Origin of the sequence: Halorubrum sp. Atlit-28R (genome assembly GCF_003665955.1) — an archaeon.
Taxonomy (GTDB): Archaea; Halobacteriota; Halobacteria; order Halobacteriales; family Haloferacaceae; genus Halorubrum; species Halorubrum tropicale.
The window spans coordinates 215,071-229,639 of record NZ_QPLS01000002.1 but is presented as its reverse complement, the minus strand read 5'-3'; the positions used below and the strand labels follow the sequence as shown (position 1 = coordinate 229,639).

At 67.5% G+C, this 14,569-nt stretch carries 13 protein-coding genes; 10 read left to right on the top strand and 3 right to left on the bottom strand.

What is annotated here, in order from left to right:
- Positions 1–27 precede the first annotated feature (27 nt).
- A complete protein-coding gene (locus tag DVK06_RS04665; protein WP_394345489.1) occupies positions 28–729 on the bottom strand; it encodes a DUF1405 domain-containing protein in 702 nt (233 codons plus the stop codon).
- Positions 730–830: 101 nt separating this feature from the next.
- Between DVK06_RS04665 and DVK06_RS04660 the strand changes: the two genes are divergently transcribed.
- The 7 genes from DVK06_RS04660 to DVK06_RS04630 all read left to right on the top strand — a co-directional run bounded on the left by DVK06_RS04660 (position 831) and on the right by DVK06_RS04630 (position 10,214).
- The gene (locus DVK06_RS04660) at positions 831–4,577 is read left to right on the top strand and encodes an ATPase, T2SS/T4P/T4SS family (protein WP_121599477.1); all 3,747 of its coding nucleotides are present in this window, start codon (positions 831–833) and stop codon (positions 4,575–4,577) included.
- 27 nt (positions 4,578–4,604) lie between these two features.
- The gene (locus tag DVK06_RS04655) at positions 4,605–6,641 is read left to right on the top strand and encodes a type II secretion system F family protein (protein WP_121599476.1); all 2,037 of its coding nucleotides are present in this window, start codon (positions 4,605–4,607) and stop codon (positions 6,639–6,641) included.
- A 319-nt stretch (positions 6,642–6,960) separates the two neighbouring features.
- Positions 6,961–7,440 (top strand): hypothetical protein, encoded by a 480-nt coding sequence (locus tag DVK06_RS04650; RefSeq protein ID WP_147438050.1) that lies wholly within the window; start codon positions 6,961–6,963, stop codon positions 7,438–7,440.
- Between the two features lie 80 nt (positions 7,441–7,520).
- Positions 7,521–8,060, top strand: a complete 540-nt coding sequence (locus DVK06_RS04645) for a hypothetical protein (RefSeq protein ID WP_053771327.1) — start codon at positions 7,521–7,523, stop codon at positions 8,058–8,060.
- Positions 8,057–8,980, top strand: coding sequence for a hypothetical protein (locus tag DVK06_RS04640; RefSeq protein ID WP_121599474.1), 924 nt, complete (start codon positions 8,057–8,059; stop codon positions 8,978–8,980). The genes DVK06_RS04645 and DVK06_RS04640 overlap by 4 nt, the downstream gene beginning before the upstream one ends.
- 74 nt (positions 8,981–9,054) lie before the next feature.
- Positions 9,055–9,462 (top strand): hypothetical protein, encoded by a 408-nt coding sequence (locus DVK06_RS04635; protein ID WP_053771325.1) that lies wholly within the window; start codon positions 9,055–9,057, stop codon positions 9,460–9,462.
- Positions 9,459–10,214, top strand: coding sequence for a hypothetical protein (locus tag DVK06_RS04630; protein WP_147438049.1), 756 nt, complete (start codon positions 9,459–9,461; stop codon positions 10,212–10,214). The genes DVK06_RS04635 and DVK06_RS04630 overlap by 4 nt, the downstream gene beginning before the upstream one ends.
- Before the next feature lie 71 nt (positions 10,215–10,285).
- On the opposite strand, the gene DVK06_RS04625 is transcribed toward DVK06_RS04630, so the two are convergent.
- The gene (locus tag DVK06_RS04625) at positions 10,286–12,025 is read right to left on the bottom strand and encodes a hypothetical protein (RefSeq protein WP_147438048.1); all 1,740 of its coding nucleotides are present in this window, start codon (positions 12,023–12,025) and stop codon (positions 10,286–10,288) included.
- A gap of 105 nt (positions 12,026–12,130) precedes the next feature.
- Here DVK06_RS04625 and DVK06_RS04620 point away from each other — a divergent pair, with 105 nt between their 5' ends.
- From DVK06_RS04620 to DVK06_RS04610, 3 genes are all read left to right on the top strand, one after another.
- Complete coding sequence (locus tag DVK06_RS04620; RefSeq protein WP_121599472.1) at positions 12,131–12,946, top strand: alanyl-tRNA editing protein; 816 nt, start codon at positions 12,131–12,133, stop codon at positions 12,944–12,946.
- A gap of 82 nt (positions 12,947–13,028) precedes the next feature.
- Entirely contained in the window at positions 13,029–13,349 is a 321-nt protein-coding gene (locus DVK06_RS04615; RefSeq protein WP_053771321.1) for a transcription factor S, read from the top strand.
- Positions 13,350–13,421: 72 nt separating this feature from the next.
- Positions 13,422–13,958 (top strand): hypothetical protein, encoded by a 537-nt coding sequence (locus tag DVK06_RS04610; RefSeq protein ID WP_121599471.1) that lies wholly within the window; start codon positions 13,422–13,424, stop codon positions 13,956–13,958.
- 7 nt (positions 13,959–13,965) lie between these two features.
- Here the strand turns inward: DVK06_RS04610 and DVK06_RS04605 are convergent, their stop codons facing one another.
- On the bottom strand, positions 13,966–14,532 hold the full coding sequence (locus tag DVK06_RS04605) for a hypothetical protein (protein WP_121599470.1): 567 nt from the start codon (positions 14,530–14,532) through the stop codon (positions 13,966–13,968).
- Between the last annotated feature and the right edge of the window lie 37 nt (positions 14,533–14,569).

The following is a 14,569-nucleotide window of genomic DNA, read 5'->3' as shown; positions in this document are numbered from 1 at the left end:
ATTTGACGTTCCGGTCCGGCCCGCTTCTCAGCTCGCGTCCTCGTCAAGCCGCGGGAAGGACCGCGCCGCGAGCGCGACCGCTCCGACCGCGATGGCCAGCGTCGCGGCCGCGAGCCCGGCGCCGGGCTCGTACAGCAGCGGCGGGTGGTAGCCGAGCCCGTAATCGAGGCCGACGTTCGCGACGCCGAGCGCCAGCGCCGTCGCGAGCGCGCCGCGCGTCGTGCGGCCGAACGCCGGGAACAGCAGCGCGAGCCCCACGAACAGCAGGTGCGTGCCGATCACGCCCCAGTAGTAGATCCAGGCGTCGGGCGCGGCGACGTACTCGGCGAACGCGAGGTTCAGCGAGACCAGCGGCCAGAGGCCGAACTGGACGAGCCAGACGAAGGCGATCGTCTGGAGGTACGCCAGTCCGCGCGAGGCGGGCGCCTCCGCGAGCGGGTCGCCCCGCCTGACGGTCGGCGCGATCGCGGCGAGGACGCCGCCTCCGAGCGCGACGGCGACCGCTGAGTCGGCGTACAGCGGCCACAGCGCCGGCGGCACGGTCCCCGCGGTCGGCGCGTAGTACGCGACGCCGACGCCGAGCATGAAGAGGGTGAACGCGCAGACGGCGGCGAAGCTCCGCGGCGCGCCCAACAGCTCCTCGGCGAGGGCGGCACGGACCCGCCGCCTGACCCGCGGGCTGTGGAGCCGTCGCAGGCGGCGGACGCCGTCGAAGCGAGACACGCGCACCGGTCGGTGCCCGAGCGACTAAAAAGCGCCCGTCCCCCGTGATTATCAATCGCGGTGTTTAGCGAGACACCTTTTTCAACGGATGAGCAGTTCCCGAGACTATGGACAGCGAGGACGCCGAGCGGTCCGCCCAGCGGTCCGGTCCGGTGGGTGGCACTTCGGCGTCCGGTTCCGACGCGGGCGGCGACCCGGGCTGGACCCGCGAGCCGGACGCGGACGGCGACGGGACTGGAGGGACCGGCGAGGGCGAGCCGCTCGACGACCCGGACACGGCCGCGGAGACCGTCCCGGCCGTCACCGACAGGTACACCTGGCGGTCGCTGCTCGTCGAGCGCGGCCGCGAGGACGAGGCGGAACGCGTGTACGCGGACGTGCCGAACGAGCCCGCCGTCCCGGCCGACGCCGTCGCGTACCACCGCCCGGACGGGGCCGAAGACGTGCTCCGCGCGCCGGGCGTCGACGAGCCGTTCGAGGCGGACGGGGAAACGGCCGTCCCGGGCCGCGGCACCCCCGACCGCGGCACGCTCGTCGTCGGGACCGACGCGGTCGTCCTCGACGGTGCTACCGTCGTCCCGACGGGCGAGCGGGTCGCCGCGCCGCGGCGTCCGGTTCGGAGCGACGCGGCCGACGGCGATTCGGACACCGCGGACGACGTCGAAGCCGACGGCGACCCCGACGACGGACCGGCGGCGACCGCGGACGCGACGCCGGTGCCCGACGCCGACCCCGGCCCGGACACGGTGTTCGACGGACCGGTGGGCCGGGGCGGGGTCGCGGGCGTCGTCGTGGTGCGCCCCGACGCGGTGGAGTCGGTGCCCTCTCGCGCGCCGACCCCCGACGAGTGGGACCGGGTCGAGTTCGACCCGGCGACGCTGCTGGGGTTCGACCCGAGCGAGACCGACTACCGGGTCCGCGCGGCCGCCGCGGTCGGCGACGTCCTCTGGGACATGTGCGCGGCCCGCTACGACCCGTACTCGGTCCCGGTGTTGAAGGGGTACTACACGTGGGAGAACTACCGCGAGGAGTTCTTCCTCGACGAGGACGGGAACCCGCCGACCGAGGAGAACGAGGAGGGCGAGCCGATCCCGCTGGAGTTCACCCACGAGGACAAGACGGAGGCGCTCGGGTTCGACCCGGACCGCACCGAGGAACTGCTCGGCGCGGGCGGGAGCGCCGCGGCCGAGCTCGCCGACCTCGTGGACGAGCGGACCGTGGACGTGAACCCCGAAGTCGACGAGGACGCGTTCTTCTCGACCGACGAGGGCCACACCACGCTGACGAACCGGTACGACCTGGAGAAGGCGGTGCCGATGCAGAAGAAGACCCACTTCCGGGAGGAGGAGCGCTACTGGGTGAACAAGCCGTACGCGTTCGTCATCGTCTTCCGGTCGCGGAAGGAGAACGAGGCGAAGTACTACGCCGTCCAGCCGTACCGCACCGAGATCGAGGCGGAGCTCACGGAGTTCCTCACCGGGAAGCTCCGGACCTCGATCAAGTACGCCGACGAGTCGATCGCGGGCGGCGACGAGGCGTTCCGCGAGGAGGTGATCGTCGAGGAGGCGCGCACGCTCCTCGATCGCTACGGGCTCTACGAGGACGACGAGGACGAGCGGGGCATCGCCGACACGCTGGTCGACCGCTTCGGCATCGACCCGACGGAGGGGATCGCCGGGCGGATCGCGGAGTCGCTCGGCTACGAGCCGCCGACCGAGGAGCCGGACGACCCGCCGGCGATCAGCGCCCGGCCCGAGCCCGCGGTGCTCGCGGAGGACGCCCGCACGCTGTCCGCCCACCAGGTCGAGAAGCTCCTGTACTACCTGAAGCGCGACTTCGTCGGCTACGAGCGGATCGACCCGATCAAGTACGACATCAACGTCGAGGACATCTCCTGTGACGGGTACAACTCCCCCGTCTTCGTCTACCACTCCGAGTACGAGCAGATCATCACCAACGTCTACCACGGCACCGACGAGCTCGACGACTTCGTCGTGAAGCTCGCGCAGCGCTCCGGGAAGGGGATCTCGAAGCGCCGGCCGCAGGTCGACGCCACGCTCCCGGACGGCTCCCGCGCCCAGCTCACCCTCGGCCGCGAGGTGTCGGACCACGGGACCAACTACACGATCCGGCAGTTCAAGGACGTCCCCTTCACGCCGATCGACCTGATCAACTGGAAGACGTTCTCGCTCGACGAGATGGCGTTCCTCTGGCTCTCCATCGAGAACCACAAGAGCCTGATCTTCGCCGGCGGCACCGCCTCCGGGAAGACGACGAGCCTGAACGCGGTCTCCCTGTTCATCCCCTCGAACGCGAAGATCGTCTCCATCGAGGACACCCGCGAGGTCGAACTCCCGCAGCGCAACTGGATCGCCTCCGTCACCCGACCCTCCTTCTCGGACGACGACAAGGGCGATATCGACGAGTTCGACCTGCTGGAGGCCGCGCTCCGTCAGCGCCCCGACTACATCGTGATGGGCGAGATCCGCGGCGAGGAGGGGCGGACGGCGTTCCAGGTCATGTCGACCGGTCACACCACCTACACCACGTTCCACGCCGACTCCGTCGGCGAGGTGCTCAAGCGGTTCACCACCGACCCGATCAACGTCTCGAAGACGATGTTCACGGCGCTCGACTTGGTTTCGATCCAGACCTCGACCCGCGTTCAGGGCAAGAAGGTGCGCCGGAACAAGTCGATCACCGAGATCAACCACTACGACGCCGAGAACGACGAGATCAACGTTCAGGACGTGTTCCAGTGGCAGGCGGAGACGGACGAGTTCCTCCAGATGGGCGACTCGAACACGCTCGAAGACATCATGTTCGACCGCGGCTGGAGCCGGGCGACCCTCGACGAGGAGCTGCGGAAGCGCCGGGTCGTCTTGGCCTACCTCATCGACCGCGGACTCAACAGCTACGCGCAGGTGGCGGCGACGTTCCAGGCGTTCATCAACGACCCGGAGACGGTGCTCGCGCTGATGGCCAACGAGGAGCTCGAGCGCTCGCTGGAGGACCTCCGCGAGATGGAGTCGGTCCTGATCAACGTCGACCGCGAGAAGGAGGCGCTCGTCCCCCGCCCGACGCCGGACGCGGACGGCGAGGCGGAGGCCGCCGGGATACTCGACGCCGCCGAGGACCTCTTCGAGACGTACCGCGGGCAGGTCCCCGACTCCGTCGCCGACGCCCTCCTTGAGATGAACCACGCGGGCGACGTGGAGGCCGCCCCGGCGAGCGACCACGAGGCCCTCGCTGAGGCGGCCCGCGAGGCGGACGCGGCGTACGACGAGCCGGCCGGCCCGGAACCGGCGCCCGGTGCGGCCGACGCGGACGGCGTCGACGACGCCGACGAGACGCCCCCCGACCTGGGGGGCGCGGGCCCCTCGGGGACGCCCTCGCCGGACCCCGCGCACGGCGACTTCGAGGGGGTCGCCGAGGCGGTGGGCGACGGCTCGGGCGACCTCGACGGCATCGACTTCGGCGAGCCGTTCGACGAGGGCGTCGACGTGCTCTCCTCGCCCGCGGGCCCCTCCGAGCCCGGCGCCCCGCCCGACGCCGGCGCGGGCGGCGGCGCCGACGCGTCCCCCGACGTGAGCGAGGGGTTCAGCGCCGCGGAGCCCGTGGACGGCGAGCCCTCCGCGGAGGTCGGCGACGGCGAGGAGTCCGACACGGACGAGTTGGACGGGGCGGACGAGCCTGACGCGGAGGACGAGCCTGACACGGCAGACACAGCAGATGAAGCGGAGGATGCCGACGAGACCGAGCAGGGGGACGACCCCGACGAGGCTGACGACGGAACGGGCGACGACATCGGCGAATGGGGGTTCGACGCCGTCGAGCCCGCGGAGGACGGGTGACGCCGTGTTCCTCGTGAGGGCCGTCCCGTGAGTCTCGACGTGGACGCGGGCGACGGCGGCGTCGACGCGAACGTCCTCGCGGAGCTGTGTTACCCGGTGTTCGAGCTGCTGTTCGACCCCGACGGCGACTTCGTCGCGGACGTGGAGCGCAAGCTCGCGGAGGCGCGGATGCCCGACCAGGTCGAGATGTACGTCTCGCTGGCGCTGGCGGTCGGTCTGCTCGTCGGCGGGCTGCTCTGGGCGCTCGGCACCCTGATCGGCTACGGCGTGTTCTCGCTGGGGCTGGTCGACCCGTCGACGCTCTCGCTCGGCGTGCCGGCGCCGACGACGGCGATCCAGGAGCTGCTCCGCTCGCTCGTCGTGCCGACCGCGGTGATCCTCAGCGGGCTCGTCTTCGGCTCGATCGGGTTCGCGATCGGGTTCGGCGGCCTCGTCGCGGTCCCGTACTCGCGCGCCTCCTCGCGGAAGCGGGAGATCAACCTCCTGCTCGCGGACTCGGTGTCGTTCATGTACGCGCTCTCCGTCGGCGGGCTGAACCAGCTGGAGATCCTCCGCGCGATGGCGACGGCGGAAGACACCTACGGCGAGGTGTCACGCGAGTTCCAGAGCATCGTCAACGAGACGGAGTACTTCGGCACCGACTACCGGAACGCGATCCGCCAGCAGTCCATGGAGACCCCCTCCGACGACCTCTCGCAGTTCCTCGCCGACATGCTCTCCATCGTCAACTCCGGCGGCGACATGGAGGGCTTCCTGAAGGACAAAAAGGAGAAGCACCTCCGCACGTCGAAACAGGAGCGCGAGATGACCTTGGAGACCTTGGAGCTGTTCGGCGAGATGTACATGACGCTCTCGTTGTTCCCGCTGCTTCTCATCATCATCCTCGTCATCATGGGGATGATGGGCGAGGCCGACGACCGCCTGCTGTACGTCACGGTGTACCTGCTCATCCCCCTGGTCGGCGTCGGCTTCCTCGTGCTGGTCTCGACGGTGAAACAGGACGACCCCGGCGACGGCTACCTCCAGCCCGACGGTGGCAGCGAGCGCCTCCGACAGACGAGCCGGGAGGGGCTCTTCCACTTCGGGCTCGTGGAGGCGTTCGTCGGGACGTTCGGCGTCTTCGACCGCATCCGCGACCGCGAGGGGACCCACAAGACGATGGAGATCCTCTCGGCGCCGCACCTCTTCCTCCGCGAGAACCCGCCGTACACCCTCGCGTTGACCGTGCCCGCGGCGCTCGCGCTGGTCGTCGTCGCGGCCGCGGCCGGGTCGGCGCCGACGACGGTCGACGGCTGGATCGCCCGCCCGGTGTGGTCGGCGTTCGTCTGGGTCTACGTGCCCCTCTACGTCGTGCTGGTCCCGCTCGGGGTGTTCTACGAGTGGCACCAGCGCTCGCGGCGGGCGGTGACCGGGAAGCTCTCGGAGACGCTCCGGAAGCTCTCCTCGGCGAACGACACCGGCCAGACGCTGCTCGAATCGGTGCGCACGGTCTCGGAGACCTCGACCGGCAAGCTCGCCGAGGAGTTCGAGGTGATCCACGCGAAGGTGAACTACGGGATGAGCCTCCGTGACGCGCTCGTCGAGTTCAACAACGCCTACGCGGTGCCGCGGCTCGCGCGGACGGTGAAGCTGATCGCCGAGGCGCAGGAGGCGTCCTCGCAGATCACGGACGTGCTCACGACGGCCGCGCAGGCCTCGGAGAACCAGGACGACATCGAGCGCGAGCGGAAGTCGCGGACCCGGATGCAGGTGGCGATCATCGTGATGACGTACGTCACGCTGCTCGGCGTGATGGCCATCCTCCAGACGCAGTTCATCGACGTGATGGGCGACCTGGTCGCGCAGAGCGACGGCGCCGGGAGCACCGGCGGGGCCGGGTTCGGCGGCGGCGGCGGCATCGACCCCGACGTGCTCTCGATGCTGTTCTTCCACGCGGTAACGATCCAGGCGGTCCTCTCCGGGTTCATCAGCGGCTACATCCGCGACGCGGAGCTTATCTCCGGCGTCAAGTACGCCGTGGTCCTGATGACGCTGGCGCTGGGGGTGTGGATCTATGTCGGCTGACCGCGCGCAGACGGTCCTCGACGGAGTACCGACATTCGCCGATGGGACGGTCACAACGGGAAACGAATCCTCTACCTGGGTCTCAACGAGCTTCTCGCAGATGCGAGGTCGGTCCGAGAGTGCTGCCTGTGATTTATTAGAATTAATAATCCAACCGCGTTTTTTATATATCGACTCTGTCCGAATATCAGTTACTCTCCCATCTCGTACGGAGCTACTCTCCGAAGTCGGTCCTCTGTCCGACAGAGATCGGACGCATAACAACAGCGAGTATCCCGCGCAACGCAAACACTGCGTAACGATCGCAAGGTAACTCGAAGTGACACCACCTCGTAAACCGAAGCGACTCGCCTCGGATCGTCGCGGCCAGACGCTCCAAGACTACGTCATCGGGGTGTCGATATTTCTCCTCACGACTGCGTTCGTCGTGGGATTCATTCCGACTCTCTTCACACCGTTTACGGCGCCTGTTGACGCTTCACAGACCACACAGGCCGACAGGTACGCCGCCGAAGTCCTCGCGGAGATCACTCAACCAGACTCGAAGAACGTGCTCGACGGCGCTGGCACTGACTCGTTTTTCGCGAACGAGTCTAACTTGGACGGAATACCGACGGCCGAAGGGAGCGAAGTGAACGTGACGCTCGTCGACGGAAACGGGACGGTCCAACACACAGTCGGCCCACCGTATCAGGGCGAGTCTACGGCGGCTGCGACACGCGTCGTCGTCCCGGAGTCGGGCTACGTAGGGAACCACACCTGTACGGCCACCTGTCGTATCGAGGTGCGACTATGGTAGCCGGTCCGCCGAAACGGCGACCGCCGTCCGACGCGGACCGCGGACAAGCGTACACTCTCGAAGGCGTTATTTCCGCAATCGTGGTCCTCACGGCGCTGCTATTAGCGACGACTGCGGTGGTAATTACGCCCACCACGGCCGGAACGATCGATCGGGACACGATGGCACAGTTGGGGACGCAGACGGACGACGTTCTCGCGACCGCTCACGAGCGGAACGCGCTTATTGAAGCCGCACTGTACTGGGACTCCCAGGACGGACAGTCGGGGTGGCCGACCGCGTACCAGCCCGGCGATGCCTGCCCCGAAACGATAGCGGACGAGCCGCTCACGCTGTGCCTTCTCCTCGAAGAGACGTTCACTTCCCGGTTCTATCGGTACAACGTCTATCTGGATTATCAGACGCAGGGGAAGACGACGGAGACGGAGCCGCTGTTCGTCCAAGGAACTCCCGGTCGAAACGCGGTCACCGCGACCCGTTCGATAGCGCTTCACGACGGGATGGAGTTGACACACAGCCCCGGCGGTACCCTCGGAGGGAACGTCTCGAAGTTCTACGCCGAGGACCTCGACGACCCGACCCTGGTAAACGTGGTCGAAGTGCGGGTGGTCGTCTGGTGATCACGAAGCTCGACGACCGCGGTCAACTGATGCTCGTGGGGGCGATCGTGATGGCAGCGAGCCTACTGGCACTCGTCGTCGTGCTGAACTCTACGATCTACACCCAAAACACCAACCCCGGAAATTCTCTCGGAGAGATGAACGAGGTAGAGCGACAGTTGGAAGCCGTTCGAACGGACGTCGACCGCCTCACCGACCGGATTGGACAACGAGACGGCTACGTCGACGTCCACGAGCTGAACGCGACGTTGACCGTTTACAGCGAACGGAAGGCGGAGCAGATCGTCGACCGGCGGCCCGCGTATCTTCGTGTGACGCTGAACGAGAGCGCGTCCGAGCTCGAAAGGGAGGCCCTTCGGCAGCGCAACCGCTCGCGAGCCGTCCGCTCGCGGGCGAACCGAAGCGACTGGACCCTCGTGGATAACGCGACGTTCAACGAATCCACCCCGTTCGAGCTCGTCATCGAACCGCGGAGCCTGACGCCGACGACGTTCATCGCCCGGGGCGAGGACGGCGGTGATTGGCGCCTCAACGTTAGCCAAGCCCCCTCGAATGCCGTCAGCGTCGAGGTCACGTACGACAACGGAACCACGGTCAGTGAGTCGGTCTCGGGGAATGCGGCTCGGGTGAACGTCACTGGTGGAGCGATCAACGGGACCCAGCGCTTCGCGTTCGCTCCGGGACTGAACGCCCCGTACGACCTTCGCGTGGAAAACGGTCACCGGTCCGACGGCGCGTATCATATCCTCGTCAACGAGGCCAGCGACGTCGAGACCGGGAACTTCCACACCGACCCGGGTAACGGCCAGCCGTACGTGAGCCGCGAACTGTCGACCGCCGTCGTCGACGTCGAATACGTGAGCGACAAACTGTCCGCGGAGTCGCAGATCACGGTTCGGATCGGGGGAGATTCGGAATGAGAGGTCCCGGCGTAACAGACCGGCTTCGGGGCGACCGGCGGGGGGTTTCGGTCGCGTTGACACACGTTCTCACGATGGGGATTACCTCCGTGCTGATCGCCGGGCTCATAATCACTGCGGGCGGCGCGGTCGAGACGCAACGCGAGCGGGCGGTAGAGGGCGAGCTCACGACGATCGGAGAACGGATCGCGACCGAACTCACGGCACTGGACCGCGTCGCCGACCCGACGAACTCGACAATGACCGTTGAGACCTCACATCCCGAGCGGGTCGTGAACTCGCGCTACCGAGTGCGACTGACATCGGATTCCGGAGACTGTCGGACCGACACCTGCCTCGTGCTCGAATCGCGGGCGATCGGAGCGCCGGTCGTGGTCCCCGTCCGAGACGACATCGACACCGTCGAGTCGACCGCCTTCGGGGGGGAGATCAGACTCGTTCACAACGGGACCGCGGTCCGCATGGAGCGTTCGCAGCCATGACTGCGAACGGGCGCGCCGTGAGCGATATGGTCGGATTCGTCCTCTCGTTTTCACTCATCCTGCTCGCTGTCAGCGCCGTGTACACCGGCGGATTCGCCGCTATCGCCGAGGAGCAACAGGAGGAACAGATACACAACACAGAGCGCGCGATGTCGGTGCTCGCGGAGAACTTTCACGACATCGAGCGAGGAAATGCCCCGACACGGGCGGGCGAGTTCCGACTCTCTGGAGGCGCGCTATCGCTGGACCGTTCCGCGAGGTTCACCGTGTCTGTTGGACTCGATAACGGGACCTTCGCGGAGACCGTCCGAACCGGTTCACTCTCGTACACGAAAGACGAGACCGAGATAAGCTACGAGAATGGAGCGGTCCTACGGACGAACGACGACTACGGATTCGTGTCACGCCCACCGAGCGTGACGTGTCGAGACGGGAAGTCGATCATCTCGTTGGTCGAGATCGATCCGCGCGGTAACGTCACATCGACGAGTGTGGACGGATCGGTACTGGTCACGGTCGCGAAGCAGGACTCCGATATATACTATCCGAGGCGGGAAAACGGGACCGTGGTCAACGAGGCCGACATGGCTCAAAACGTGACGATCCGAGTCGAGGAGTCACGTCACGAGAGGGCCTGGGAAAGGTGGTTCGCCGAACGCGATGGATGGAAGCAGACGGCAGCAGGCTACAGGTGCGAGGCCGATACCGTATTCGTTCGGACGACCAAGGTGACGGTGAGGATCCTGCCGTGACAGGTCCGTGACGGTACGGTTCGGTCGAGTCCGAGACGAGCGGTTCGATTTCGATAGGCTGAGCGATTCACTCACTCGTTGGTGGTCTCGATGATGACCTCGTTCGTCGTCAGTCTGATCTCGAACCCGCCGGCGACCTCCTTGCCCTCTTGATCCTCTATCTCCAACAGTACGATCGCGTCGTTGTAGTTGGGGTCGCCGATGTCGTCTTTCGCGCTCTCCCACGTAGCGTCCGGGTCGGTGATCTCGAAGAGGAACACCGCTTGGTTGTCCTCAAGCTGTAGGTGCCCCGTCTCGTTGAGTAGTGGACCGAGAACTTCTTCGGCGTTGCGTTGCCGGTACCTCGTCTCTATCACCGGCATCTCGTCGCCGTTCTTGAGCACTCTGACGTTCTCCGGGTTCTCACCCGCCGACGCGTCCGTGCGGAGGTTCACCGAGCCGAGGTCGTCGCAGTTGTAGTGGTACCACGTCGTTCCGTCGTACTCGTCCGCCCCGGCGTAGTCGTAGTCGGCACACGACCACTGCGTCGCTCGGAGCGAAACCGTCGCTCCCGCCTCGACTTCGAACTCGTGAGTCCACTCGGAGAGCTGGGTCTCTCGGTCGTTGAGGTTCTGCTCGGCGGTGACGGGATCACCGGGATCGTACGGTCCGTCGGGCCACGGCCGCATCTGTCCGTCGTCGGTTACGACTCCCATCGTAACCGGGGCCCAGTGTTTTCGCATACCGCCCCACCAGGTGGGTGTCTGACTGGACACTTCCGTTCCCAGGACCGTCGTCGAGACAGTCGCGTTCTCCGAGACGCTGATCTCGCTTTCATTCCCCCCGACGCCGAAGTCCACGCCTTCTGAGATCGTTACCGTCACCGAGTCGTCGTCGGGATCGGCGTTGTCGAGGTCGTACGTCGAGTTCGTCGAGACTTCGCTTTCGAGGTATTCGCCCCAAACGTCGGCGTAGCGGCTCTCGACGGTAACGGTCATCTGCGACGCGTTCGAGCAGTTCGCCATCAGTTGGGAGTACTCGCGAGACCGTTCACGAGAGTATTCGAGGTTCTTCGTTGCCCGGAGCGTCTCCACCTGTCCGCCGGCGCTGCCGTTGACATTCACGGACGGAAACGTCAGCGTTCCGTCCTTGTACTCCATATCGGGGGGTGAGATCATCTCGTTGCCGCTCGGCGTCCCTCTCCAGATCCCACCGCCCTGATAGGTGACGGTCGAGTGGCCGTCGCTCTCGTAGTGAAGCGATCCCATCGGAATCACGAACGGGGTACAACCCGGGCCGCCGTCGAGTTTGATCACCATCTCCGCGTTGTTGGCGATGCGTACTGACTGCCCCTCGTCGGGATCGAAAGCGAGCGTGTGTTCGAGGTTGTCGCTGAACGCGACCTCGTTCAGCCGCGAATCAATCTCCCGCATCGTCTGTTCCGCGTCTTGCCCCTGAATCTCGCCCCTGAGGTCGCTCATCATGGCCGTTCCGAAGTAGAGTGTCGCCGACGCTGCCACGACGATCATCCCGATCAACAGGACGAATCCGACGAGGGTCGACTGCCCTCGTTCCCGTCTTCGAGGTGTGGTGGGCGGTGTCATGAGTACTCTCGACGAAGCGGCATCAAGTGCCCCGGCAGGATGTTGTGAACACGTCGTCAATTTGAATGTGATAACCTTTCGGTCAAAGTATTGGGTCTGATAACCACCGGTGTCGATCAGGCCCCAGTACCCCGTGAAGATCGAACTGAACTCTCCCGTTTCAACCCTCTTTATCCAGCGGCTCACCTCGCTGCTGTCTGGCGATTCAACGCGACCGTTCAGAGACATGAGGGTGCCCAACTCTGCCGCCGCGGAACGGCTTTCCGGCCGATGCGTTCCGACGCGGCCGCGTCGGACCGGGGATATATCTCGCCGGCGCCCCTTCCCGGACCCGTGACCGAGCGACTCTACCTCGCGGACGACGCGGTGACGACGTTCGAGGCGACCGTCGAGCGCGTCCTCTCCGACCCGCACCGGATCGTCCTCGACCGGACGCACTTCTACCCGACCGGGGGCGGCCAGCCGCACGATACCGGGACGATCCGCGCGGTCGACGGCGATCAGGGCACTCGCTGGCGCGTCGTGGACGTCGAGATGCGAGACACGGTGTACCACGAGGTCGAACCGGTCGACGAGAGGGACGGCGCGGACGACGACGCGGGCGACCCGAGCGCGCAAGTCTCGCTCCCGGAACCGGGGTCGGAGGTCGCCTGCGAGGTCGACGCCGACCGGCGCGCCGCGCACTCGCGGTACCACACCGCACAGCACCTGCTGTCGGCGCTGCTGCTCGACGAGTTCGACGCGCCGACGACCGGCAACCAGCTGTACCGCGACCGGGCGCGCCTCGACGCCGAGTACGACCGGTTCACGGACGGCGACCTCGGCCGGATCGAGGCTCGGCTCAACGAGCTCGTCGCCGACGGGCGGGCGGTGTCGAGCTACACGATGGACCGCGAGACCGCGGAGGCGACGCTAGACACCGACCGGACGCGGATCGACCTCCTCCCCGACTCGATCGAGGAGCTGCGGATCGTCGAGATAGCGGGCGCGGACGCCGACGACGAGCCGTACGACCGCACCGCCTGCGCGGGGACCCACGTCGCGAACACCGCGGACATCGGGGAGGTCGTCGTCACCGGCCGGGAGACGAAGGGGCCCGAGGAGGAGCGCGTCCGCTTCGCGCTCGCCGACCACGTCGACGCGGACTGACGGCGGCGTGGGCGCCCCGCGGGCGCGTTCGCCGCTCGCCCGCGATCCCGCCGTTTAAATACGATCCGCGGTAGGTTCGGGCATGAAGTTCTGCGACGAGTGCGGATCCATGATGAAGTCCGGCGAGGGCGAGGACCACTGGGTGTGCGACTCCTGCGGCCACGAGATCGGGCGCGACGAGGGCGACGACGAGTGGACGACCGAGTCGCAGGTCGAGTCGGAGATCGTCGACGTGAGCGACGCCGAGGACAAGGGGCTCCCGACGACGACGGCCCAGTGTCCCGAGTGCGACAACGACCAGGCGTACTGGTACATGCAGCAGATCCGCGCGGCCGACGAGTCCGAGACCCGCTTTTTCGTCTGTACCGAGTGCGAGCACAAGTGGCGCGAAGACGACCACTGAGCACCGACGCGCCCGCCCGACCGTTCCTTCCCCGCCCGTCCGTTTTATTCCCGTCCGGAGAGAGGCGGGACCATGGAGCCGCCTGTCGTCCCCCGCGACCGCCTCGAGGGCTGGACGCTCGTCGCGGAGGCGACGGAACGCCCGTTCGAGGCCGGTCCCGTCTCGGTCACGGCGGGGACGGCGCGGTACGAGCGCGAGACCCCGCCCCCGCGGCCGTTCTTCTTCGCGAGCCGGCTCTGCATCTCGCCCGACACCGGACCGAACCCCGCCCTGACCCGGCTCGTCGAGTCCCGGGCCCGCGAGGGGTTCCGCGACCGCCTCGCCGACCGGCGCATCGGCGACCTCGCGCGCCGCGACGAGCGGCGCCTCGACGTCGACGACCCCGCGGCGTCGCCCGCAACGCTCACCGTGTTCCACGGGCGCTGCGCGGTCGACGGCGAGCGGGTCCCTGTGGAGGCGCTGCTCGCGGTGTGGGAGGCCGGCGAGTACCTGCTCGCCGGCGGCGCCTACCCGACCGGCGACGGGTTCGAAGCGACCCGTCAGGGCGTGTTGCGACTGGTCCGCGGCGTTCGGCTTCCGGCGTCGTCGGACGCGGTAGACAGCTCGTGAGGACCGGTCAGCAGGCGACAGCGCCGGCGCTCGACTCGATCGGCGACCCGTCGTCCTCGTAGTCCGCGTCGCCGACCGCGCCGGCGAACATCGGGAGCCGCATCTCGTAGGTGTACAGCACGTCGAACGCCGCGAGCGGGTCGAAGCCGTTCGCGATCGCCTCCCGCCCGGTCAGCCTGACCCCCGCGGCGAGCGTCACGATCGGCTCGCCGTCGAGGCGCCCGGCGGTCTCGACGCCGAACTCGTTCCCCGCGGCGGGGTCGGTCAGCACGGAGAGGTGGACCACCGTCTCCATCGTCGTCCCGCCCTCGCCGTCGCCGATCGTGATGGGGTATCCCCGCCCGGTGAAACAGCGCGTGAGCGGCGGCGCCGCGCTCCGGTTCGCGTCGGCGCCGGTGCCGACGGTCGCCGGACGGTCCGCGGGCGCGCCGCCGACCGACTGGACGGTCGCTCCCTGGACGCGGGCGTCCGCTCCGGACGCCGCCGGTTGGCCCGCGACCGCGCCGGCGCCGACGCTCGCGGCGAGCAGCAGCAGCGAGAGGGCGAGGGCGCGGGTCCGTCGCGGGCGCGTCATCGGCCGCCCTTTCGGCCGCCCGGGTTAAAGCACCGCG

Coding starts and splice junctions, on each gene's coding strand:
- DVK06_RS04660 (WP_121599477.1), top strand. CDS start 831: ATGGACAGCGAGGACGCCGAGCGGTCCGCCCAGCGGTCCGGTCCGGTG.
- DVK06_RS04635 (WP_053771325.1), top strand. CDS start 9,055: ATGGGGATTACCTCCGTGCTGATCGCCGGGCTCATAATCACTGCGGGC.
- DVK06_RS04615 (WP_053771321.1), top strand. CDS start 13,029: ATGAAGTTCTGCGACGAGTGCGGATCCATGATGAAGTCCGGCGAGGGC.
- DVK06_RS04625 (WP_147438048.1), bottom strand. CDS start 12,025: ATGTCTCTGAACGGTCGCGTTGAATCGCCAGACAGCAGCGAGGTGAGC.
- DVK06_RS04630 (WP_147438049.1), top strand. CDS start 9,459: ATGACTGCGAACGGGCGCGCCGTGAGCGATATGGTCGGATTCGTCCTC.
- DVK06_RS04605 (WP_121599470.1), bottom strand. CDS start 14,532: ATGACGCGCCCGCGACGGACCCGCGCCCTCGCCCTCTCGCTGCTGCTG.
- DVK06_RS04610 (WP_121599471.1), top strand. CDS start 13,422: ATGGAGCCGCCTGTCGTCCCCCGCGACCGCCTCGAGGGCTGGACGCTC.